This is a genomic window from Rhizobiaceae bacterium (genome assembly GCA_023953845.1).
Classification (GTDB): Bacteria; Pseudomonadota; Alphaproteobacteria; order Rhizobiales; family Rhizobiaceae; genus Arvimicrobium.
Map to the genome: position 1 here is coordinate 19,360 of JAMLJC010000002.1, position 24,260 is coordinate 43,619.

Below are 24,260 nucleotides of genomic sequence, written 5' to 3' on the forward strand. Positions count from 1 at the left end.
AGAGGTCAAACGAGACGATAGAAACGCGGTCCCTCGGCTGCCGCCTCGTAGGTCGCCTCTCCAAGAGTGACGAGGTGGTTGAGATGGGCGAGGGTCTCGCCCAGCGCCAACCGCTCCTGTCCTTTGCCTCGCGCGGTCGGAAAAAGGAGGTTCGAGATTTCGAATGCCGTGGCCGGGACTCGCATCAACTCCAACGTCGCCGCGAGACGCCTCTGATGGTGCTCGACCATGGCATGGATTCGATGATGCAGCCCGTAAAACGGACTGCCATGCCCCGGAAGAACCAGCAGATCGTCGGGTAACGCCAGCAGATGCTGGAGCGACGCCAGGAAATCGCCCAACGGGTTTTCCTCCGGTGCCCAGTGGAACACTGAAACAAGAGGCGTGATACTCGGCAGCACCTGGTCGCCGGCTATGATAATCCGCCGCGCCTCATTGTAGAAGCAAGCATGCTCTTCGGCATGGCCCCGCGTCACGATCACCCGCCATTCCTCTCCGTCGAGAGTGATGCTCTGGCCGTCTCGAATGCGCCGGATCGCGCCCGGGAGGCGTCCCAGATAGCGCGCCACTCTTGTCCTCTCGGCCGCGAATGCTTCTTCCATTTCAGGGCCACAACCCCCGATGCGCAGGAATCGAGCGAGTTCGGCCGGACGCTCGTTGTGATTGCCGAGGCGAAGACAGGCCGATTGCCACTCGACGAGGGTGGAGGTGAAGCCCGCCTGGAAGGCGTCGCACAAGAAGCCCGCCGCGCCGACATGGTCCGTGTGACCGTGCGTGGCAATGATCTGATGAACCGGAGCGTTGCCGATCACCTCTTCCGCGATTCGGTTCCAGGATATTCTGGTTACGCTGTCGTTGATGCCGCAGTCGATGATGCTCCAGCCGCCGCTGTCGGCGATCAACCAGCAGTTCACGTGACTGAGGGCGAACGGCAGGGGCATCTGGACCCATCCGATTCCCTGCGCGACCTCCTGAACCTCGCCTGCCGAAGGTATTCCGGCGAACGCCGCTTGTAGTCGATTTATACTTGCACTCATCTCAATTCACACAGGCCGTCGAAGGGGCGCGACCGGCCGCCCGGTCAGTATTTTCGCTCGCGAAGGATGCGACATTAAAGCCGGGAGTGCAAGGACTTGTGTTGTGCAAATTTGCATGCAATATTGGATTGAAATCGTACATGCAGGGACCGATATGACCCATTTGCCCGCGACTCTTCTCGACAGTTCCAAGCAGGCGCCCGGCTTGTCGGACGAGCAGGTGGAAGCAGCGAGGCGGCTGATTGGAGTCTGGATGCGCCGCGATGTGCATACGCCAGCTATCTACGAGCCAATCTCCCTGCATGACATCCGGCGCTGGGCGCACTACAGCGTAGGCGACGACAATCCTCTGTTCTCCAGCGCGGACTACGCAAAGCGAACGCGGTGGGGCACGAACGTCGCGCCGCCGACTTTCCTCTACTCGATCGATTCGGGCATCGTGGCGCCGGGACTTCCGGGCGTGCAGTGGATTTTCGCCGGTGGAACCTGGGAAAACTACAAGCCCGTCAAGGTCAACGACATCATTTCGGCGCGAGCGCGCCTGGTCGACGTGAAGGAAAAATCCGGCCGCGCGGTGTCGCGTTTCGTCAGCCAGGTGGGCGAAGTCCTGTATACGAACCAGGCTGGCGAACTGGTGTCGAAGTACAATGGGGAGATATTCAGAATTCCCCGGGCGCGAAGCGGGTCAGGCTTGCGCTATACGGCGGAAAAGAACTCGACCGAGGTGCCGAGATATTCCGTCGAGCAGCTCGAGGAGATCGCGCACGCCTATCGGACGGAGTTCCGCCGCGGCAGCGACGTCCTATATTTTGAGGATGTCACAGTCGGAGAGCGGCTCCCCGTTCTGTATAAGGGGCCGCTGACGCTGGTGGACATCGTCGGATTCTATTCCGGGCGAAGGACGGTCTACAGCGTGCTCAAGCTTGCATTCGAAGAGCGCGACCGGCATCCGAACAACGTCTACTACCACCCCCAGACCAATGTTCCATGTCATCCGGCGGCGGGCCATTTCGACATCGACATAGCCCGCGAAGTGGGCATGCCGGGCGCCTACGACCAAGGCTGGCAACGGATGAACTGGGCGGGGCACCTGTTGACGAATTGGGCGGGCGACGCCGGGTTTGTCAGCCGCCTGGAAGGCCGCGTTACCAAGCCGAACCTTGTTGGCGACCTTACCAAATTGACGGGCGAAGTGACCGACCGCGAGATCGTCGGCGACGTTGCAGTGGTCAAGATCAAGTGGTGGGGAGAAAACCAAAAAGGGATTCAGAACTGCAGTGGAACGGCTGAGGTTCAGGTTCCCTCCCGCAATGTCAAGGTAACATCATGAGCTCTTCTGCATTCGGCCCTCTTGCCGGCCTCAAGGTTTTGGATTTCACCCATGGAGTCGCCGGCCCATATTGCACGATGGTGCTGGCCGACCTCGGCTGCGAGGTCATCAAGATCGAAAAACCCGACCGCGGCGATCCAACGCGCTACATGAACGTGTCGGACCGGTTCGACACGGAAATCCCGAAGGTGGGCGGCGACTATTTTCTCTCCATCAACCGGAACAAGAAAAGCGTCGGCATCGATATGAAGTCGCCGGCGGGCGTGGAGCTTTGCAAGGAGCTCGCGCAATGGGCCGATGTCGCGGTGCAGAACTTCAGGCCGGGCGTGATGAAGCGTCTCGGGCTGGGCTTCGAGCAGCTTTCCAAGATCAACCCGCGCCTGATCTACGCAAACATCTCTGCCTACAGCGACGGCCCCCTCAGCGAGAAGCCCGGTATGGATGTGGCGGTGCAGGCGCGCTCGGGCGTCATGACGATTACCGGGCAGACTGGTTCGACGGACCCATTGCGTCCGGGCGTATCCCTGGCGGATTTCGGTGGCGGCATCTACCTGGCCACTGCCGTCCTCGCGGCGCTCTACGAGCGTGAACGCTCCGGAAAGGGGCAGGAAGTATCCGTGTCGCTGCTGGACGCCACCATGAGCATGCTGGTGAACTATTCGGTCGCGGTCATGGATGGCGGAGCCGAGTTGGGGCCAATGGGATCGGGGCATCCGCAACTCGTTCCCTACCAGGCTTTTCCGACCTCGGACGGCCATGTCGTCATCAGCGCCGGCACGAACAAGATTTACCGCGAACTGTGTGCGGCCCTCGAACGTCCCGAATTGAGCGAAGATGAGCGGTTCGCCACCAATCAGTCCCGCGTGAAGAACCGCTCGACCCTGGTTCCGGAGATTTCCGCCGTCACATTCAAGAAGTCCACAGCAGAATGGATCGAGATTTTCGAGCGAGGCGGCGTGCCTTGCGCGCCGGTCAACAGTCTCGCCAGTGCCTTTGCCGAGCTTGATCGCGGCCCCGGTGGCATGGTGCAGGAAATGGTGCATCCAGGCGCGGGAAAGCTCCATCTGCTGGGTGTTCCGTTCCGCTTCAGCCGATCGCCCGGAAAGCTGGTGTCGCCGCCTCCGATGCTGGCGGAGCACACTACGGACGTGCTGCAGACAGTTCTCGGGCGGAGCGAAAGCGCCATTGACGACCTGCGGCGGCAGCGCGTCGTAGGCTAGGTTTCTCGACAATCGGATCTCGCATGCCGGTCCCGAGAAAGCAAAAGCGCCGGCCCGATCATCGCAACACACTCCAGTGTGGCTGGGGACGACGCCCTCGCAGCAGTTGCTGGCGCATGGCTGGAGATATGTTTGAAATCATGGGTCCGATCCCTGAGCCAGAATCTGCAATGCATCTCGCGAGAAATTCAGTGGGTCGTTCATCGGCCCTGCGCCAGCTCTTTGGAGCTCGCTTGCGGGGCGATCACGGTCAATCAATTCTGCTGGATCAGGCAATAAAATACCTCATATGAATTGATGATGGTGTTGATTTCGTCAAACATTAGTGCAATCGTGAAAGCCGGTTCAACCTGAGAGTCCTGCCGGCGAGGAGCTGATGTGTGTATCGCGCACAACTGCGGCGGGACAAATAAGTGGGAGGATAATCTGTGAAGATTGGGAGAGACCAAGTAACGCGCCGCGCGGCTCTGACTTCGATCGGATTGGCGGCGACGGCGGGTCTTGCCGCGCCTGCGATCGCGCAGGGCGCTCCTGCCGTGAGTTGGCGGCTTGTCGCCGCCTTTCCGAGGACACTGAAGGCGCCATTTGCCGGCGCCGACACATTTGTGTCGCGGGTGGCGGAAATCACCGACGGGCAGTTCCGGATTCAGCTTTTCGCGCCGGGAGAGATCGTCGGCGCGTTTCAGTCGCTGGATGCCGCGCAGGCCGGCACGGTAGAGGCGGCATACAGCCCGTCATTCTTCTTCGTCGGCAAGGATCCGACATTCGCAATAGGCTCCGCACTTCCTTTCGGGCTCAATGTACGTCAGCACAATGCGTGGGTGCATGAGGCGGGCGGTCTGGAACTGCTGAACGCGTTCTATGATACTTACAATGTGCACCACATTCCCTTCGGGCATACCTGCGCGCAGATGGCGGGATGGTACCGCAAGGAGATAACGCAACCCGAAGACTTCCAGGGGCTTCGGATCAGAATTTCCGGCATTGCCGGGCAGGTGCTTCAACGTCTTGGCGCGGTGCCGCAGCAAACAGCCGTGTCGGACATCTACCCGTCACTGGAACGCGGCACCATCGACGCTGCGGAGTTGTCAGGGCCGATGGACGACGAGGCTGCCGGCTTGGCCAAGGTTGCGCCCTATTACTACTATCCAGGTTGGCAGGAGCCGACTGCCGCTACTGGACTCTTCATCAATCGCCAAGCCTGGGAGTCGCTGCCGAAGACCTATCAGGCGGCGCTGCAAGCGGCGGCGGCGGAGGGCGAGCGCAGGATGATCGCCGGCTATGACGTCGGCAACGCGGCGGCGCTTGAACGCGTCGTGGCCGCGGGCGCGCAATTCAAGGCCTTTCCCAGTCCTGTCCTGAAAGCATTGTTTGAGGCGTCTGAAAACCTGATGGCCGAGATCGCCGCGTCGAACGAGAATTTCGGAAGGATATACGGCCCATGGCGTGAATACCGGACAAGCATCGCCCGATGGTTCAGTATTGCAGAGACGCCGACGGATCTCACTACCCAGAGTTTCCTGCGGCAGAAGTAGGTTCTGATTTCACCCAGTGTCGGTCCGCCTCCTAACGTGGCGGATCACAACACCAGGAAACGAACGTGCCCAAGAAAATCGATGCCCGGAGCGCGGATTGGCTTCAGGGTGACTACTTCTTTCGCGTAGCCCGAAGGGCGTTCCTTGAGCAGGGCGGCACCCCACCGCATTTGCTTGATGGTCGGCCAATTATCGGGATCTGCAACAGCGGGTCCGACCTGGTTCCCTGCAATTCGCACTTCAGGCATTTGGTCGAGCATATCAAGAGAGGCGTCTTCGAAGCGGGTGGGCTGCCGCTGGAGTTTGCGACGATGCCGCTCGGTGAGCAGTTTCTGCGGCCATCAAGCTTCCTGTACCGCAATCTCGTGAGCATGCAGGTTGAGGAAACGCTGCGCGCCAACCCGATCGACGGCGTCGTCCTGATGACCGGTTGTGACAAGACCACGCCGGCATTGCTCATGGGTGCGGCGAGCTGCGACCTTCCCACCCTCGTTTTTCCCGGCGGCCCAATGCTGAACGGGAAGTTCGACGGGCGTAACCTCGGCTGCGGAACCAGCCTTTTCGAGTATCGCGAAAAATTGAGCGCCGGAGAAATCTCGCAGCGGGAATTCGAAGAGTCGGTGACCTCGACGTTCCGGTCCGCCGGGCACTGCAACATTATGGGGACCGCATCGACGATGGCGTGCCTGGTGGAAACGCTGGGCCTGACCCTGCCCGGCGCGGCGGCTATTCCGGCGGTGGATTCGCGGCGCGCCGCCTGTGCGCATCAGACGGGGAATGCCGTCGTCGACCTCGTCAAGCGCGATGTGCGGCTATCGCAGATCGTCACGCGCGAGGCCATGATCGACGCAATCCGCGCCAACGCGGCGATCGGCGGATCCACCAATGCCGTGATCCACATGCAAGCGATTGCCGGACGGCTCGGCGTCGATTGCACGCTCGACGATTGGGACACCCACGGAAGCGACGTTCCCTGTATCGTCGATCTGATGCCGGCGGGGCGGCGGCTGATGGAGGAATTCTACTATGCCGGCGGCATGCCCGTCGTCCTCAAGGCGATGGAGGCGATGCTGCACAGGGATCGGCCGACAGTCACCGGCGAAACGGTCGGAGATCGGCTGGAGAAAGTAGTCCATGCCGATCAGACGGTGATCCGGCCTCTGGACCGTCCGATCAAGAAGAGGGCGGGCATTGCGGTTCTTCGAGGCAATCTGTGCAGCGAGGGCGCGATCATCAAGCCGGTGTCGGCGACGCGTCGCCTGCTGAAGCATAAAGGGCCCGCGATCACCTTCGAGACGATCGAGGCCTATCGCACCAGGCTCGATACAGTCGACGTCACGCCCGACCATGTGCTCGTGGTGAAGAATGCCGGCCCTCGCGGCTATCCCGGCATGCCGGAGATCGCGAACCTTCCGCTGCCCAGGAAACTGCTCGCCGCCGGCGTTACCGACATGGTCCGCATTTCCGACGCCAGGATGAGCGGGTCGGCCAGCGGCACCGTCATTCTGCATGTGTCCCCGGAGGCCGCCACCGGTGGCACGCTTGCCCTGGTAGAGGACGGAGACATGATCGAACTGGACGTCACCAGGCGTCGCCTCTCGCTGGACGTTCCCTATGACGAGTTGGACCGCCGCAGACGCCGCTGGCGATCCCCCGCTCCTGAGGAACGCGGCTTTGTCAAACACTACCTCCAGCATGTCACCAGCGCGTCCACCGGCGCCGATTTTGACTATCTGGTCGGGGGGAGCGGCAGCGGCGTGCCGCGTGAATCCCATTAGATGACGATCGTGAACCAGCAACTGAAGGACATAAATGTCCTAATGACGGCGCCATTCGATACGACCGTGGAGAACGGGCTCGCCGATCGGTTCGCTCTCATCCGTTTTTGGGAGGATGAACGGCGGCGTCCTCTCGGCGACACTCATTGGCCGGGTGTACGGGCGCTTTCCTTGTGCATCGAAACGCGGGTCGACGATTCTCTCCTGGCGCGCTTTCCGGATTTGGAGATCATTTCCACCTTTGGAGCAGGATACGACCATATCGATCTGGGCGCCACCTCAAGGTGCGGGCTGGTCGTGACCAACACGCCCGGCCTCCTCGATGAGGATGTCGCGGATCTGGCGCTCGGCCTCATGATCGCCACGGTGCGGCAGATACCCCAGGCGGAGCGTTTTCTGAGGTCGGGGCAATGGCGGCAGGCGCAGTATCCGCTGACGCCGACCTTGCGCGGTAGAAAAGTCGGAATCGCCGGGCTGGGCCGAATCGGCAGTGCGATCGCACGGCGGTTGGCGCCTTTCGTCGACGAGGTCTCTTATTGCGGCCGGAGCAGGCAGCAGGCCGTTCCCTATCCATTCTTCTCCACGATCCGCGCGCTTGCCCAATGGAGCGACGTACTCGTCTGCGCGCTTCCGGGCGGTTCGTCGACGTCCCGGATGGTTGACGCCGCTGTCCTGAAGGCGCTCGGACCGGACGGAATATTCATCAATGTCGGTCGGGGATCCGTGGTCGACCAGCCGGCGCTGATCAGCGCCCTGAAGACGGGCGAAATACTGGCGGCGGGCCTCGACGTGTACGAGGAGGAGCGGGCCGTTCCGGCAGATCTGCTGGACTGCGAGCGCGCAGTGCTCCTTCCTCATGTGGGGTCGAGCACGCACCGGGCGCGCCAGGCGATGGGCGATCTGCTGGTTCGCAATTTGTCGAACTGGTTTACCCATGGGGCGGCGCTAACACCCGTCACAACATGAAAAGCGCATCTTGCTGCATACAATATTGCATGCAATAGATCGAACGCTTGCTGAGGCTTGGAGTTTCAGATGAACGTCCCGCTACGCAACCTCGCACTCTCCTCCGTGACGTTGGAGGACAAATACGCGCAGGATACCGGAAGCTGGTACATGACGGGCAGTCAGGTGCTGGTAAAGATCCCTTTGCTGCAGAGGGCGCTGGATGTTCGCAACGGCCTCAACACGGGCGGCTTCATCAGCGGTTATCGGGGATCTCCTCTCAGCGGATATGATCAACAGCTCTGGCGTGCCGGCAAGCATCTGGCCGCGCGCAATATCCAGTTCGTACCAGGCGTGAACGAGGAACTCGCCGCGACGGCGGTCTGGGGGTCGCAGCAGGTAAACCTCCATTCCGGCGCCAAGGTCGATGGCGTTTTCGGCATCTACTACGCCAAAAAGATGGGCATCGACCGTTCCGGTGATGCCCTGCATCACGCCAACGCGAGCGGGACCAGCCCGCTGGGCGGGGTGCTCGCGTTGAGCGGCGACGACCATGCGGCGCGTTCGGCCTCTCTCGCCTGCCAGAGCGAACTGGTGTTTAGCGCCGCAATGATCCCGACGCTGAACCCGGCGACGTTGCAGGACTATCTCGAGTTTGGACTGCACGGTATAGCCATGTCCAGGTATTCCGGCGTGTGGTCGGCGATGGCTGTGCTCGCCGAGACCGTCGACGGTTCCGCGTCCGTCAATTTCGATTTCGACACGTTTTCCATCGCAACGCCGGACGACTATGAGCCACCCTCGGGCGGCCTGCACATCCGCTGGCCCGATCCCGTACTGATGCAGGAAGACCGGCTCATGCGTCACCGCATGTTCGCGGTTCAGGCCTATGCCCGGGCGAACAACCTGAACAAAGTGATCCTCGATCCTCCCAACGCCCGCTTCGGCATCGTGACGACCGGCAAATCCCATCTGGATGTCCGCAAAGCGTTGTCGCAACTCAATATCGATGAACGCGTCGCCGCCCGCATCGGGTTGCGGCTCATGAAGGTCGGCCTGATCTGGCCGCTCGAGCCGCAGGCGATGCTGCGCTTTTCCTCGGGCCTCGATGAAGTTCTCGTCGTGGAGGAGAAGCGCCCGACCATCGAGACGCAGCTCAAGGAACTCCTGTTCAACGAGACGATCCGCCCGCGCGTGATCGGAAAGACCGCGAAAGGCTCGGTCTGGTCCACCTCCGCCGACGACTGGCTGCTGCCGCCGACGTTCGAGCTCAGTGCAGATCTTATCGCCAGGACGATTGCGAACCGGTTGCTTGCGTTCGGCGTCGACGAAGAAGTCGAAGCCTTGCTGCGGAACTATCTTCGCCGCGATGAGGCCGACACGGCCGCACAGGCCGAGATCGTCGCGCTCTCTATCGACCCGGGCCGTTCGGCTTCGGACAACAAGAACGCCATTGTCACGCCGGGCGCCCGCTCGCCCTTTTACTGTTCGGGCTGCCCGCACAACACCTCTACGCGCGTGCCCGAGGGTTCCCGCGCTATTGCCGGCATCGGCTGCCATTTCATGGCCATGTGGATCTATCCCGAGCAGACCGCGACCTTCGCCCAGATGGGCGGCGAGGGAGCCACCTGGGTGGGCCAATCGGCGTTCACGGACACCAAACACGTGTTCGTCAACCTCGGCGACGGCACGTACTACCATTCGGGGTTGCTGGCCATCCGGCAGGCCATCAGCGCCAAGGTCAACATCACCTACAAGATTCTCTACAACAATGCCGTCGCGATGACCGGCGGCCAGCCGGTCGAAGGCGGATTGACCGTCGAGCAGATCGTCGGCGAATTGCTGATGGAGGGCGTCGCCAAGCTGGTGGTGGTCTCCGACGATCCCGAAAAATACAACCGCGCCATGCTGCGGGACATCGAGATATTTCATCGCGATGACCTCGACGCGGTTCAAAGGGACATACGCGACGTCGAAGGCTGCACGGTCATCGTCTACGACCAGACCTGCGCGGCCGAGAAGCGGCGCCGCCGCAAACGCAACGAATATCCCGATCCGGCAAAAAGACTGGTCATCAATCAGTCGGTCTGTGAAGGCTGCGGCGATTGCAGCGTGCAATCCAACTGTATCTCGATCGTTCCCGTCGAGACCGATCTCGGCGTGAAACGCGCCATTGACCAGAGCAGCTGCAACAAGGACTATTCCTGCGCCAAGGGCTTCTGCCCCAGCTTCGTGACCGTCACCGGCGGCGGTTTGCGAAAACGGACCGGCGTAGTCAACACGGACGACGTCAATCTTCCCGCGCCGCAATTGCCTTCCCTTGATAGTCCGCGCCGCATCCTCGTCGCGGGCATCGGCGGTACCGGCGTGATCACTATAGGGGCTCTGGTCGGTATGGCCGCGCAGATCGACGGCTCCTTCGCCTCGATCCTCGACATGACGGGGCTTGCGCAAAAGGGCGGCGCCGTCTTCTGTCACATCCAGATCGCGAAGACGCAGGACGAGGTCCATGGTGCACGGCTCAAGATAGCCGATACGCTGGTCGTGTGCGAGGTGACCACTGCGCTCGAGCCCACCGCCCTCGGCGTCCTCAGGCGGGGCGTGACCCGCGCCTTCGTCAATCCGGAGGTCGTGCAGGCCGTGGCCGCGAAGGACCAGGCTGGAGGACGTTCGGATAGCAACGCAATCGCGGAACGCCTGAAGCGCATGCTTGGAGGCGAAAGGGTCGAGCAGGTCGATGCCAGCTGGCTCGCGGTTCAGTTGCTCGGCGATACCATCTTCGCCAACTCGATCATGCTCGGCTACGTGTGGCAGCGCGGTGAGCTTCCCTTGTCACTGGAGGCGATCCTTCGCGCCATGGAACTGAATGGCGTCGCCATCGAGAAGAGCAAGGCGGCATTCGGCTGGGGACGGCGCGCCGCCCTGGACATCGAAGGGGTGATCGCCCGCGCGGAGGAGATCGGCGGGCCGCGCATCGACCGAACGCCCCCGACGACCGAAGCGAAGCTCGAGAGCTACCGCGACCATATGAGGAAGTATGGCGGCTCCCGGTTCGAGAAGCGCTTCAACCGGCTGGCCGAGCGCATCATCGCGGCAGACCTGCGCGTCAACGGCGAGATGGGGCCATTTTCGGAAGCCGGGTTCCTGGCGGCCGTGCGCTCGCTGGCGATCAAGGACGAGTTCGAAGTTGCCCGCCTGCTGACCGAACCGGCTTTCCTCAACAAGATACGCCGTGATTTCGAAGGCGACATCAAGCTGACGTTCAACCTCGCCCCGCCCGCCTTCGCGGGTGTAGATCCGAAGAGCGGCGAAGCGCGCAAGAAGGAATATTCGGAACGTATCATGCTCCCGGCGTTGCGTGCCCTTTCGGCGGCGAGACGGGTACGGGGGACGTGGCTTGATCCTTTCAGGTGGACCACGGACCGTGCCGAGCAGGTCGAGGAAGCCAACCGTTTCGAAGCCCATCTGGCCATCCTGACCGAGGGACTGTCTGGAGCGACCTATGACGACGCCGTCCGCTACCTCAAGCTGGCGGATCGGATACGCGGCTACGGGCATGTGCGGAAGCGCAACGCCGAGTCGGTTCGGCAGGAGCAGGACGCGCTGGTCAGCAAGGTCGCGAACCACAAACAGGCCGTGGCGTGAAAGCGGGCTAGGGGCGGGCGCGCCGGCGCCTCTTTCCACGAGAGGCGGACGCCGGCTGAACCGTGGCGCGGCACAGAGGACGGGAGGAGACGACGTGAAGGGATTGTTGACGCTGTCGCGGACGATCGACGCCATCAATGAATTCGTAGGCAAATGGATCGGATGGGCGATCCTGGCCTCCGTCCTTGTCAGCGCCGGCAACGCGGTCATGCGCAAGACCTTAAACATGTCGTCCAATGCCTGGCTCGAGCTCCAATGGTATCTGTTCGGCGCGGCCTTCCTGCTGGCCGCCGCCTACACGCTGAAGCAGAACGAGCATATCCGGATCGACATCGTGTACGGGCTTTGGTCCCGCCGGGCGCAGCATTGGATTGACCTGCTGGGGCACCTGTTCCTGTTGATGCCGTTCGCATTGGTGCTGCTTTACTATTTTGTGCCTTATTTCCTGCTTTCGTTCCGGGGCGGCGAGGTTTCCGCAAACCCCGGAGGCTTAATGATCTGGCCGGCCAAGCTGCTGCTTCTGGTCGGTTTCTTCCTGCTCACCATTCAGGGCGTGTCGGAGATCATCAAGAAGATCGCGGTCATCCGTGGCGACATCGAGGACCCCAACCCATTCGTCACAGCACACCAGGCGGCGGAGCTCGAAGGCAAGGCGCTGGTCGAGGAGTTCAAGCGGTGATCGAGTTCCTGGCCCAGAACATGGCACCAATCATGTTCGTTTCGATGATCATTTTCCTGCTCATCGGCTATCCGGTCGCATTCTCGCTTGCGGCAAACGGCCTGCTTTTCTTTGTCATTGGCGTCGAACTGGCGCCGCTGTCCGACGGTTCGATCACGCTCTCCTGGCCGCTGCTTTATGCCTTACCCGAGCGGTTCTGGGCCACGATGTCCAACGAGACGCTGCTGGCCATCCCCTTCTTCACCTTCATGGGCCTGGTGCTCGAACGTTCCGGCATGGCGGAGGACCTGCTCGACACGGTCGGCCAGCTCTTCGGGCCGATCCGCGGCGGCCTCGCCTATGCGGTGATCCTCGTCGGCGCCCTGCTCGCCGCCACGACGGGCGTGGTCGCAGCGTCGGTGATCGCCATGGGTCTGATCTCGCTCCCCATCATGCTGCGCTATGGTTATGACCGGCGGATCGCGACCGGAACCATCGCCGCGTCTGGAACGCTGGCGCAGATCATCCCGCCGTCGCTGGTGCTGATCGTGCTGGCGGACCAGCTTGGCCGCTCCGTCGGCGACATGTATGCGGGCGCCCTGGTCCCGGGCCTCGTGCTGACCGGCCTCTATATGCTCTTAATCTTGCTGGTGTCGATCTTCCGCCCCGGCTACGTTCCGGCGCTCCCCATGGAGGCGCGGACGCTGAACGGTGGCCTCACGTCCCTGATTGTGGCGCTCGTCGCCATAGGCGTCGCCGGCTACCTCGCGCACACCTTGCTGTATCCAACGCAGGGCGCCAACGCCGACATTCTCGGCGCAACCGTAGGTGTGCTCCTAGTCTATTTCTATGCGATGCTCGACCGGTCGATGGGCATCAATAGCATGTCGAACCTGGCGCAGAAGGTCGTCATTGTGATGATCCCGCCGCTCGCGCTGGTGTTCCTGGTGCTCGGTACGATTTATCTGGGCATAGCCACGCCCACCGAAGGCGGCGCCATGGGTGCCGTTGGCGCGCTCTTCATGGCGGCCGTCAAGGGCCGGCTCAACCTCGATGTCGTCAAGATGGCGTTGGCCACCACCACCCGCCTGTCTTCCTTCGTGATGTTCATCCTGCTCGGCGCGCGCGTCTTCTCTCTCACCTTCTATGGCGTCAACGGCCATCTGTGGGTCGAACATCTGCTGGTCTCGCTGCCGGGCGGCGAGACGGGTTTCCTGATTGCCGTGAACCTGCTGATCTTCTTCCTGGCATTCTTCCTCGACTTCTTCGAACTTGCCTTTATCGTCGTGCCGCTTCTGGCACCGGCGGCCGACCGACTCGGCATCGACCTCATCTGGTTTGGCGTATTGCTTGCCATAAACATGCAGACGAGCTTCATGCACCCGCCGTTCGGCTTCGCGCTGTTTTATCTGCGTTCCGTGGCGGCACGGGTGCCCTATCTCGATCGGATAACTGGCAAGCAGATCGCACCGGTAACGAGCGGCCAGATCTACTGGGGCGCCGTGCCATTTGTCTGCATACAGCTGATCATGGTGGTGCTGACCATCTCGTTTCCGCAGATGGTGATGCACTACAAAAGCGAGGCGACAAACCCCGGCGCTATTGAACTGATCGTCCCGGACCTGCCGGAGTTCGAAATCGAGCTGAAGTGACAGGCGCCCAGGCAAGCCAGTGCAATGTGCCCCGCCAGTCCTTAGCGGACAACCCCTATGAGTACAGATGTTGAAGAGTTCCGGCCTTACAACGAACTGGTCCGCCGAACCACATGTGTTGGATCGCCTTTTCCGCGCCCGCTCGGTCGCCCTTGTGGGCGTCTCGGCCGATCCGGCGAAACTCACGGGGGCGCCGCTACGCAACCTTTTGAAGACGGGCTATCAGGGGGCGATTTATCCCATCAATCCGCGGTACGAACGTATCGGCGACCTGCGCTGCTTCGGAAGCATCCAGGATTTGCCCGAGGCGCCAGACGCGGCGCTCATCATGCTTGGGGCCGAGCATGTTCCTCAAGCGATCGAGGACTGCGGGCGGAAGGGCACGCAGGGGGCGATTGTGCTGAGCTCCGGGTTCGAGGAGGCGACGGACGGTGCGGCTCTCGCGCGACAACTCGCGACAGCGGCTGTCAAGAATCGCGTCGCTGTCATCGGTCCCAATTGCGAAGGCATCTGGTCGGTGCGCAACCGCATGGTGTTGACGTTCGGATCGGCTGCCGACCGAGAGCACTTGCACCACGCGCCGCTTGCCGTAGTCTCGCAAAGCGGCGCCATAGCGGGGGCCATCAGCCGGCATGTGCAGGATTCCGGATTCGGCTGTTCCTATGTCGCGAGCGTGGGGAACGAGACCTGTCTCGATGCGGTGGATGTCATCGAATGGTTGCTCCGGCAGGATGACGTCAAAGTCATCGCGCTCTTTCTCGAAGGGTTGAAGCGGGGTCACAGGCTGGTCGAGGCAGCGAACCAGGCCAGGCGCCTCGGCGTGCAGATCGTGGCCCTGAAATCCGGCAACACGGCGCTGGGCAGGATCGCCGCCAGCTCGCATACCGGCAAGATCGCCTCGGCCGAGGCGATCTATCGTGACGTGTTCAGGCAGTGCGGCATCATTCAGGTCGAAGGGTTCAACGAACTTCTCGAAGCCTCGGAGATATTGACAAGCCTGCGTCGGCCTCGCTGCGCGTCAGGCGCGACTCCCGGGGTGGCCGTTTTCAGCATTCCGGGCGGCACTCGCGCACTGACCGTCGATCTTTGCGAGAAGCACAACGTGCCGCTGGCGACCTTCGATGCTGCTACGGAGAAAGGCATAGCGGACCTCCTCCCAAGCTTTTCGCAGGCCGCCAATCCGACCGACCTCACCGGCCAGGTGCTAACCCACCCAGATCTGTTCAGGAATACGCTGGCTATGGTCGCAAAAGATCCGAATTGCGAGGCTCTGCTGGTGCAGTTCGCCAATCGAGGCCTGGGAGACTTTAGCGAGAATTTCGACCGGATGGCGACCTTGGCCGCGGAGCTTCAGATACCTGTCGTGGCGTCCTTCCTGGGCGACCTGCCGCCGGCGCACGAACGTCGATCCGCCATGGACAAAGGTGTCCTGCCTGTGCGCGAGCCGGCCGACGCTATCCGTCAACTGGGATGGCTCTACGAATCGAGGCGCATCGCCGGAGCAGTTTGTCCCACGGTGACGAGAAAAGCTAAGCCGGGCCTGCCGGCGGGGTTAGCATCGCCATCCTGGCCAGCCCTGCTCAGCCTGCTCGAGGCAGCGGAAATCGACGTTCCGCGAACCGTCCTGCTCACCGGCGACGTCGAGCCCCTGGCCGTAGCGGGCCTCGTCTTTCCGCTGGTGGTCAAGGTCTTGCCCGAACACGCTGAACACAAGACCGAACTCGGCCTCGTGGAAGTCGGGTTGCATTCCTTCGAAGCGGTCGAAGAAGCGGTGAACCGAATGCGCAAGACGCTTGGAAATCCCGACGCTCCGCTCTTCATCCAGGAGATGGTAAGAGGTGTGGAAGTCGTGCTCTCGGCGATTGCCGATCCCGATTTTGGACCGGTGCTAGCGGTAGGAACCGGCGGCACCGGCGTCGAACTGTGGGGCGATGTCGCCTATCTGCCGCTGCCGACAGACGAGGCGGCCGTGATGAGTTGCCTGGAGCGCCTGAAGCTCGGCAGGCTTCTCAAGGGTTTCAGAGGCCGCCCACCGGCAGACGTCCAGGCTCTGGCAGAAGCGTCCGTCCGGCTTGGCGACCTGATGCTGTCGCTAGACGGCACGATCGCGGAGATCGAAATCAATCCGCTTTTCGCGCTGCCCGCGGGGAACGGCGTCGTCGCCGCGGATATTCTGGTTCGCCATCGTCAGCCGGACTGAGAAGAGGTGGAGGCGATGGCAAAAGCCGTCATGGACGAATTTGCGACGTTCGCTGCATCAGCCGACGACCATACGTTTCCTCTGCTTGCCCGCAGCCGTGCGATAGACGCGATCATCGACTGCATCGGCTGCATGCTGGCCGGCGTGGATGAACCGTGCGCGAAAAATCTGCGCGAGATCATGGCGTTCGGCAAGCGCGCCGCCACCTTGTCCTTCGTGCCCGGCGCTGGCTATACGGCGGCGCCGGAGGCGGCACTGTGCAACGGAACCGCCGCGCATGCTCTCGACTATGACGATACCAATCATCCGGCCTATGCGCATCCAAGCGCAGTGCTCGTTCCGGCATTGCTGGCGATATCGCCCCTGGCGGATGCCCGCGGGACCGACATCGTCTCGTCCTACATCGTTGGCTTCGACCTGATCGGAAAGCTCGGTCGTGTCTTGAATACGGGCCACTACGCCAAGGGCTGGCACAGCACGAACACCTTCGGTGCTGTCGCAGCCGCTCTCGCCTGTGCGCGCCTGCTTTGCCTGCCGGCCGAGAAGATCAGCATCGCCATGGGGATCGCGGCCTCCGGGGCCAGCGGCGTTCGCGCCAATTTCGGCACCATGGTCAAACCCCTTCACGCCGGCCTGGCCGCGCAGACGGGCGTACGTGCGGCGCTGCTGGCGCGCGCCGGCTATGATGCAGCGGAAGATGCGTTCATGGGAAAGGCGGGCTATCTGGCCGCCTTCCGCGGCGAAGGGGAGCCTCAGCCAGGCTTTCTGTCGACGCCGGGCGAACCGCTCGAAATCCTGACCGACTATGGCCTGGCACTCAAACCCTATCCGAGTTGCGGCGCAACTCACCCCGGTATCGAAGCCGGGATCCTGCTCAACCAGCAGCTTTTTCCTCGCGGCAATGCATCCGGAGACTTGAGGCGGGTGCGGATCGGCGTCGCGCGCATGGCGCTGAATCCGCTCATCCATCACGTAGCGAGAACGCCCCTGCAAGGCAAGTTCTGCCTGGAGTACTGCGTGGCCGCTGCCCTGGTGGAAGGCAGGGTCGACCTGTCGACCTTCAGTCCGGAGAAGATCACTGATCAGGCGATACAGGCTGTGGCCGGCAATACGACGATGGTCGTGGACGAGCGCGTCGCCGAAAGTCCTGAATTTTCCACGGTCGTTCTTGTGGAAACCAATGCCGGCCGTGTCGAGGAAATCCTAGTGCCGCTGGCGAAGGGAAAACCCGAGCGCTGGATGAGCAGAGCCGAGCGGCTGGAGAAATTTCAAGACTGCATCGCATATGCCCGTGGAACCACTCCGAAGGATCTTTTTGAGCAGTTTGAAACGATGGATTCAGATATTCAGGTTGAAGCGCTGATCTCGACTTTGCGTGATCATCTCACTCCTTGACCGAATAAAGCTCACGATGAAAGGCGGCTCGCCTTGTAGACATTCGAGTCTGCCGGCCGCCCGAGTTCGTCGGAGATGAAGGCAACTGCGTCCAGCAATTTCGGAAGGTTCACGTCGGTCCGCATTCCCAGACCCTCGAGCATATAGACGACGGCCTCTGTTGCGACGTTGCCGCTTGCGCCCTTTGCGTAGGGACAGCCTCCAAGACCGCCTGCCGCCGCGTCGATCGTCCGGACGCCGTCCTCGACGACGGCAAAAAGGTTGGCGAGCGCTTGGCCGTAGGTGTCGTGAAAGTGGGCGGCGATGCGCTCGATGGGCAGGAAGCCCGACACCGCGCGTACAAGATCGCGGGCCTTGTTCGGTGTCCCTGTCCCGATCGTGTCACCAAGTGAAATCTCGTAGCAGCCGAGTTCACCCAGCGCTGCCGCGACCTTCACCACCTCCTGGGGAGGCACCTGGCCCTGGTAGGGGCAGCCGAGGACGCAGGATACATAGCCTCGCATCCTTATGCCGGCGGCATGCGCTCGATCCGCGACCGGACGGAAACGGTCTATGGATTCGGCGATCGAACAGTTGATGTTTTTTCGCGAGAAGGCTTCGGAGGCCGAAGCGAAGATCGCGATCTCGCGCGTGCCGGCGGCAAGGGCGGCATCAAAACCCTTCTCGTTCGGCACGAGGACAGGGAAATTGACGCCATCGCGGATGCCGAGTGTCGTCAGCACGACGTCCGTGCCTGCCATCTGCGGCACCCATTTGGGCGATACGAAGCTGCCGACCTCGATCGTTTTCAGTCCGGCGGCGAGCAACTTCTCGACGAAGGCGATGCGGACCTGCGGCGAGACCAGAATCGCTTCATTCTGAAGTCCGTCGCGCGGCCCGACCTCGACGATCCTGACCGCTCCTGTCACAGCACGTTTCCATCGATCTCGAACTCCACGAGTTCCGCGCCTTCCTGCACGAAGTCTCCCGTGCCGCAATGCAGGGCAATCAGCGTGCCATCGGCGGGCGCATGCAATGTGTGCTCCATCTTCATCGCCTCCATGATAAGCAGCGGCTCTCCGCGCTTGAGCCGGTCGCCGGGGGCGGCCAGGATCTGGCGGACCGAGCCCGGCATGGGCGCGCGCAGATGCCCCGCATCCGCAACGACCTTGCTTTCGCCGGCGAAGGGGTCAGCGAACCCGAACCTGCGGCTCCCCCGCGCGTTGGAGATATCGACCTCGCGGCCGAACCAGACCTCGGAAACCACCTCCTTGCTGTCCCCGTAGAAGACATCCAACCGGCCATCGGGTCTCGCATTCACGTGGAACGGACGAGTTCCCGAAGCCGTCTCTAGGCTTAGGCCCGCGCGCTCGTACGTCAGCGTAACCTCGGCGTCGTCGAAGCGGAATTTGCGGCGACGGCGACCGACCATCATCCAGCCGTCCGAAATGTCCCAGGGCGACATGACGCGCCGACGTTCCGCAGCGAGTACGGCGGCCGCGGCCGCGGCCAGGTCGCGATCGTCGATCCCAGCCTCTCCATGGCCGAGAAGTCGTGGAAGCTCGCGCTCTATGAACCCGGTATCCATCTTGCCCGCGCGGACGTCCGAATGCGCGGCCAACGCCTTGAGGAAGCTGACATTGGTTTTGACGCCCGCGACCTGGAAGCCGGCGAGCGCGTCCTCCAGCCGGTCGAGCGCCTGAAGCCGGTTGGCGCCGCTGACGATAAGCTTCGCCAGCATCGGGTCGTAGTACGGGGTGACCGTATCGCCCTCGCGAAAGCCGCTGTCGATCCGGATTCCGTCGCCGACCGGCGGCTGGCGCCACCGTTCGATCCTGCCGATCGAAGGGAGGAAGCCGCTCTGCGGATCCTCGGCGTAGATTCGGACCTCGAATGCATGGCCGGACCGCTCGATCTCGTCCTGTCCCAGAGGCAATTCCTCACCGAAGGCGACGCGCAACTGCCACTCCACCAGATCAAGCCCGGTGATCGCCTCCGTCACCGGATGCTCCACTTGCAGGCGGGTGTTCATCTCGATGAAGTAGAACCCGTCTTCATTGGCGACGAACTCGACCGTCCCGGCGCCCGTATAGCCGACAGCCGCGCCGGCGGCGCGCGCCGCCGAGCAGACGCGCTCGCGCTCCTCTTCCGACAGCGACGAGGACGGCGCTTCCTCCACCACCTTCTGATGCCGACGCTGCAATGTGCACTCCCGCTCGAACAGGGACACGATGTTGCCGTGCGTATCGCCGAAGATCTGCACCTCGACGTGGCGAGGCCGTGCGATGAATTTCTCGATCAGAACATGGTCGTCGCCGAAGGCAGCCTTCGCCTCGCGCTTTGCGGCCGTGAGGGACGGTGCGAAACCGGCCGCATCTTCGGCGAGGCGCATGCCCTTGCCCCCACCGCCGGCGGAGGCCTTGACGAGCACCGGGAAGCCGATGCGCTCTGCCTCCGCGGCGAGCTTGTCCGTGTCCTGGTCCGCGCCGTGATAGCCGGGTACCAGCGGCACGCCCGATCCTTCCATCAAGACCTTGGCCGCCGACTTCGAGGCCATGGCGCGGATCGCCTCCACGGGCGGTCCGACGAAAATGATGCCCGCCTCGTGGCAGGCGACCGCAAAACTCTCGTTCTCGGAAAGGAAACCGTAGCCGGGATGGATCGCCTCGGCCCCGGTGCGCCGTGCGACTTCGATGATCCGATCGATCCTCAAGTAGCTTTCCGTCGCCGGCGCGGGACCGATCAGCACGGCCTCGTCAGCCATTGATACGTGCTGCGAATCCGCGTCGGCCTCGGAGAAGACGGCCACGGTGTGCAAGCCCATGCGTCTCGCCGTGCGAATGATGCGGCAGGCGATCTCGCCGCGGTTGGCAATCAGAAGCTTCGTGAAGCGCCGTTCGAGGCGTTGCTGTTTGGCCGGCATCACTTTTCGCCTCCGCAATCCCAGGATGCGCGGCGTCGCGAGAGGAAGGCATCCAGCCCCTCCTTCGCCTCTTCGCGCGCACGAACCGCGGAGATCCGTACCGCCGTCATCTCGATCATCGCGGCGTCGATCGGCCGGTGGCCGATATCGCTTACGAGCAGCTTGGCCTCGCGACGGGCGGCCGGCGCTCCTTTCCCGAGCGCCTCGACGATCTCCGCGACGCGGCGTTCGAGCGTGTCGGGTTCAACGGCCTCGTGAACGAGGCCGATCGCCTGTGCGGTACGTGCTCCAAAGATTTCGGCGGTCTGGAAATAGCGTCGTGCCTGTCTCGGACCGATCGCGGCGACGACATAGGGGCCTATCGCCGATGGGATCAGGCCGAACTTGACTTCGGACAGCGCGAACTTCGCCGCGGTTGAGGCGATGGCGATGTCGCAGCACGCGACGAGTCCGACACCGCCGCCGTAGGCAGGCCCCTGCACGACCGCTATCGTGGGCTTCGGGAATTCGTCGAGCGTGCGCATCAGTTCGGCCAGCTTGCGCGCGTCCTCGAGATTCTCATCCTCGCTGGCAGCGGCGGCGCGCTTCATCCATCCGAGCTCCGCTCCGGCACTGAAGCTTGGCCCTTCCGCGGCCAGGATCAGGATCTGCGCCGCCGGTTCGGCCTCAAGTTCCCGCAGTGAGGCCGTAAGATCCGCGATCAGCCGGTCGTCGAAAGCGTTGTGCTTCTCCGGACGGGTGAGCGTCACCCGCGCAACGCCCTTTTCGATGTCGATACGGAACTGGCCCATGGTGGCTACATCCTGAACAGGCCGAACCTTGTCGGCTCGATTGGAGCGTTGCGACCGGCACTGAGCGCCAGTGCGAGTATCCGCCGCGTATCGGCCGGGTCGATCACGCCGTCGTCCCAGAGCCGCGCCGTGGAGTAATAGGGGTGGCCCTGCCGTTCGTACTGGTCGCGGATTGGGGCGCGGAAAGCTTCCTCGTCCTCGGCGGTCCACACTCCACCCTTCGCCTCGATCGCTTCGCGCCGCAGCAGTGACAGCACACTGGCAGCCTGCTCTCCGCCCATGACAGAGATGCGGGCATTGGGCCACATCCAAAGGAAGCGCGGCGAATAGGCTCTGCCGCACATGCCGTAGTTGCCGGCGCCGTAGCTCCCCCCGACAACAACCGTATATTTCGGCACATTGGTGGTGGAGACGGCCGTCACCAGCTTGGCGCCGTCCTTGGCGATGCCGCCGGCCTCGTATTTCTTCCCGACCATGAAGCCGGTGATGTTCTGCAGAAAGACCAGGGGAAGCTCCCGCTGGCTGCACAGCTCGATGAAGTGGGCGCCCTTCTGCGCGCTTTCGCTGAACAGGATGCCGTTGTTAGCGACGATCCCGACCGGATAGCCCCAGATATGGGCGAAACCACACACCAGCGTCGTCCCGTAGAGCGCCTTGAACTCGTCGAACTCCGACGCGTCGACGATGCGGGCGATGATGTCACGGATATCGAAAGGCTTGCGCTGGTCCACGGGAACGATGCCGTAGAGCTCTTCCGCCGGGTACAAGGGCTCGCGCGCTGGAATGAGGCCGCGCGCCGACTTCTCCAGATGACTCACGCCCGCGACGACCCGGCGGGCGATGCCGATGGCATGAGCGTCGTCGGTCGCATAATGATCCGCGACACCCGACTGCCGCGTGTGGACATCCGCGCCGCCCAATTCCTCCGCGGTCACCACTTCGCCGGTCGCCGCTTTGACCAGGGGCGGGCCGCCCAGGAAGATCGTGCCCTGGTTGCGGACGATGATGCTCTCGTCGCACATCGCCGGCACGTAGGCCCCACCTGCCGTGCAGGAGCCCATAACGATGGCGATCTGCGGGATGCCGGCCGCCGACATCTGCGACTGGTTGTAGAAGATGCGGCCAAAATTCCGCTCGTCGGGAAAGATCTCGTCCTGCAACGGCAGGAATGCGCCCCCGGAATCCACCATGTAGATGCATGGTAACCGGTTCTGCATGGCGATATCCTGCGCCCGGAGATGCTTCTTCACCGTCAGCGGATAGTAGGAGCCACCTTTTACCGTCGCGTCGTTGGCGACGATCATGCATTCCCGGCCGCTGACCCGGCCGATGCCTGTGACGAGGCCGGCGCTCGGTACCTCGTCGCCGTAGAGGCCGAGGGCGGCCATGGCGCCTACCTCGAGGAAGGGCGAACCCGGATCGAGGAGGAGGTCGATGCGGTCGCGGGCGAGCAACTTGCCGCGCGATACGTGCTTGGTCCGGGCCTCCTCGCTGCCGCCGCGGCCGATTCCTTCGAGTCGCGAATGGAAATCCTCGACGAGCGTGCGCATTGACGCCGCGTTCGAAGAGAAGACGGGGAGGCGGGGATCCACCCCGTTCGCAAGCACTGCCATACCCATTCCTCCCGTCGGTGGCATCGCGTTCCGCCGATATCCTCGCAGCAGAAGAAGTTGCGGAGATAATGAAACGGTTGGCCGGTTCATTATCTATTGCGCGTTGAATGTCAAGCATGCAGGTCTTATGCACGAAGCGGTGAACGCTAGGAGAAGACCTGATGGTGCGACCCGTTGGTTCCGATGGAGCGCGGACGGAAGCCGCAATACGCGACGCTGCGATCCATCTGATCGCTGTCAAGGGGTTTGAGGCCGTCACCCTGCGCGGAATCGCGAAGCAGGTCGGCATCCAGGCAAGCTCGCTGTACCGCTACTACCCAAGCAAAAGCGAACTCCTCATGACGATCATCACCGCCCATATGGAGGAACTCCTCGACCAATGGGCTGAGGCGGCGCCGGTCGGCGACAGTGCTCTGGAACGTCTCGATGCCTTCATAGAATTCCATGTGCGCTATCATTCCTCAAAGCCGACGGAGGTCTTCATTGCCAATATGGAGATGCGCAGCCTTGCACCGGACGACCGGAAGACGGTCGTGGCGATGCGCAAGCGTTATGAGGACATCCTGCGCCAGATCCTGCTCGACGGCGTCGGGGAAGGGGTGTTTTCCGTGCCGGATGCGCGGGTCGCCACCTTTGCCATCCTCGCCATGCTGACTGGGCTCACCGCCTGGTATCAGGAGGGAGGGCGGCTATCGAAAGACGAATTGGTCGCCTGTTACTCCAAGCTCGTGACGACAGGCCTCAGCAGCGTCGCATAGCGCCGTCGTCGCTGCGCGGCAACGACGGACAGCAGAAAACTGGCGGCCTCTCCAGCCTCGGGGCAAGTCCCTTCTAGGCTGCGCGGTTCACAACAAGGACGCTGGCCTATCTAAAAGACGCCCCCCAATCGACCGCATCAGATAGTCGATCGAAACCCGCAGGGCTGCCGCCGCTGTCACGCATTCGAAGGGCGAACACTATGCCAGACCTGCATATTCCGGTGGATCGCTTCAGAACGATCGGCGATGCGCATACATCCGGGCGACACTTCTCGCCACAGCACACCCGTTCAAGACACTGTCGGGCCTCATGCTAGCTTCGGCGAGAACACTGTGAGAACTTTCAAGATGGCCATCGTTCGAACCGGATCAAGCCCCATGTTGAGCGAAACCGTCGCATATGGTGGAACTGTATGGGTGGCCGGCATGGTTGCACGGCCCGTCCTGGCGGAAGCCTCGATCCAACTTCAGACGGCCGATATTCTCCAGCAACTGGACGAGCGGCTTGCTGCGGTCCAAAGTGACCGAACGTGCTTGCTGTCTGTGAATGTCTGGCTGTCCGACATAGCGGATTGGGCTGAAATGAACACCGTTTGGACCGAATGGCTGAACGGCGCGCCGGCTCCTGCCCGTGCGACAGTCCAGGCCGCGATATTCCCACCCTATCGCGTGGAGATTGCCGCAGTCGCGGCCATGCCGCATGCCTCTTCCGTCGCGGTCGAATCGCCGCGCTTTTCAAGCTCTCAGCATCATGCCTCGGCTTCATCGTCGAACAGTTCGCATCAAACCGTCTAAGCCATC

Annotated in this window: 17 protein-coding genes; 12 read left to right on the forward strand and 5 right to left on the reverse strand. The window is 62.4% G+C overall.

Features of this window, described 5'->3' with window-relative positions:
* Positions 1–5: 5 nt before the first annotated feature.
* Positions 6–941: an MBL fold metallo-hydrolase gene (locus M9955_22300; GenBank protein ID MCO5084375.1), complete on the reverse strand. Its 936-nt coding sequence runs from the start codon at positions 939–941 to the stop codon at positions 6–8.
* A 250-nt stretch (positions 942–1,191) separates the two neighbouring features.
* On the opposite strand from M9955_22300, the gene M9955_22305 reads away from it, so the two are divergent.
* The 10 genes from M9955_22305 to M9955_22350 all read left to right on the forward strand — a co-directional run bounded on the left by M9955_22305 (position 1,192) and on the right by M9955_22350 (position 17,395).
* Positions 1,192–2,367: a MaoC family dehydratase N-terminal domain-containing protein gene (locus M9955_22305; GenBank protein ID MCO5084376.1), complete on the forward strand. Its 1,176-nt coding sequence runs from the start codon at positions 1,192–1,194 to the stop codon at positions 2,365–2,367.
* Positions 2,364–3,587, forward strand: a complete 1,224-nt coding sequence (locus M9955_22310) for a CoA transferase (GenBank protein ID MCO5084377.1) — start codon at positions 2,364–2,366, stop codon at positions 3,585–3,587. Before M9955_22305 ends, M9955_22310 begins: the two co-directional genes overlap by 4 nt.
* A 614-nt stretch (positions 3,588–4,201) precedes the next feature.
* On the forward strand, positions 4,202–5,122 hold the full coding sequence (gene dctP, locus M9955_22315; GenBank protein ID MCO5084378.1) for a TRAP transporter substrate-binding protein DctP: 921 nt from the start codon (positions 4,202–4,204) through the stop codon (positions 5,120–5,122).
* A 65-nt stretch (positions 5,123–5,187) separates the two neighbouring features.
* Positions 5,188–6,900 (forward strand): dihydroxy-acid dehydratase, encoded by a 1,713-nt coding sequence (locus M9955_22320; GenBank protein ID MCO5084379.1) that lies wholly within the window; start codon positions 5,188–5,190, stop codon positions 6,898–6,900.
* A 66-nt stretch (positions 6,901–6,966) separates the two neighbouring features.
* Positions 6,967–7,866 carry a 2-hydroxyacid dehydrogenase gene (locus M9955_22325; GenBank protein MCO5084380.1) on the forward strand — a complete coding sequence of 300 codons (900 nt, stop codon included), beginning with the start codon at positions 6,967–6,969 and terminating at the stop codon, positions 7,864–7,866.
* 69 nt (positions 7,867–7,935) lie between these two features.
* Entirely contained in the window at positions 7,936–11,490 is a 3,555-nt protein-coding gene (locus M9955_22330; GenBank protein MCO5084381.1) for an indolepyruvate ferredoxin oxidoreductase family protein, read from the forward strand.
* A 94-nt stretch (positions 11,491–11,584) separates the two neighbouring features.
* Complete coding sequence (locus M9955_22335) at positions 11,585–12,169, forward strand: TRAP transporter small permease subunit (GenBank protein MCO5084382.1); 585 nt, start codon at positions 11,585–11,587, stop codon at positions 12,167–12,169.
* Positions 12,166–13,800, forward strand: coding sequence for a TRAP transporter large permease subunit (locus tag M9955_22340; GenBank protein ID MCO5084383.1), 1,635 nt, complete (start codon positions 12,166–12,168; stop codon positions 13,798–13,800). Before M9955_22335 ends, M9955_22340 begins: the two co-directional genes overlap by 4 nt.
* Before the next feature lie 115 nt (positions 13,801–13,915).
* Positions 13,916–16,000 (forward strand): acetate--CoA ligase family protein, encoded by a 2,085-nt coding sequence (locus M9955_22345; GenBank protein ID MCO5084384.1) that lies wholly within the window; start codon positions 13,916–13,918, stop codon positions 15,998–16,000.
* Positions 16,001–16,015: 15 nt separating this feature from the next.
* The gene (locus M9955_22350; GenBank protein MCO5084385.1) at positions 16,016–17,395 is read left to right on the forward strand and encodes an MmgE/PrpD family protein; all 1,380 of its coding nucleotides are present in this window, start codon (positions 16,016–16,018) and stop codon (positions 17,393–17,395) included.
* An 11-nt stretch (positions 17,396–17,406) separates the two neighbouring features.
* Here the strand turns inward: M9955_22350 and M9955_22355 are convergent, their stop codons facing one another.
* From M9955_22355 to M9955_22370, 4 genes are read right to left on the reverse strand one after another with little or no spacing between them, the layout of a single operon-like run.
* On the reverse strand, positions 17,407–18,303 hold the full coding sequence (locus M9955_22355; GenBank protein ID MCO5084386.1) for a hydroxymethylglutaryl-CoA lyase: 897 nt from the start codon (positions 18,301–18,303) through the stop codon (positions 17,407–17,409).
* A complete protein-coding gene (locus M9955_22360; GenBank protein ID MCO5084387.1) occupies positions 18,300–20,297 on the reverse strand; it encodes an acetyl-CoA carboxylase biotin carboxylase subunit in 1,998 nt (665 codons plus the stop codon). Before M9955_22360 ends, M9955_22355 begins: the two co-directional genes overlap by 4 nt.
* Positions 20,297–21,088: an enoyl-CoA hydratase-related protein gene (locus tag M9955_22365; GenBank protein MCO5084388.1), complete on the reverse strand. Its 792-nt coding sequence runs from the start codon at positions 21,086–21,088 to the stop codon at positions 20,297–20,299. The genes M9955_22360 and M9955_22365 overlap by 1 nt, the downstream gene beginning before the upstream one ends.
* 5 nt (positions 21,089–21,093) lie before the next feature.
* On the reverse strand, positions 21,094–22,701 hold the full coding sequence (locus M9955_22370; protein ID MCO5084389.1) for a methylcrotonoyl-CoA carboxylase: 1,608 nt from the start codon (positions 22,699–22,701) through the stop codon (positions 21,094–21,096).
* A 161-nt stretch (positions 22,702–22,862) separates the two neighbouring features.
* Between M9955_22370 and M9955_22375 the strand changes: the two genes are divergently transcribed.
* The gene (locus tag M9955_22375) at positions 22,863–23,459 is read left to right on the forward strand and encodes a TetR/AcrR family transcriptional regulator (GenBank protein MCO5084390.1); all 597 of its coding nucleotides are present in this window, start codon (positions 22,863–22,865) and stop codon (positions 23,457–23,459) included.
* A 378-nt stretch (positions 23,460–23,837) separates the two neighbouring features.
* Positions 23,838–24,254 (forward strand): RidA family protein, encoded by a 417-nt coding sequence (locus M9955_22380; GenBank protein MCO5084391.1) that lies wholly within the window; start codon positions 23,838–23,840, stop codon positions 24,252–24,254.
* The last annotated feature ends 6 nt before the right edge of the window (positions 24,255–24,260 follow it).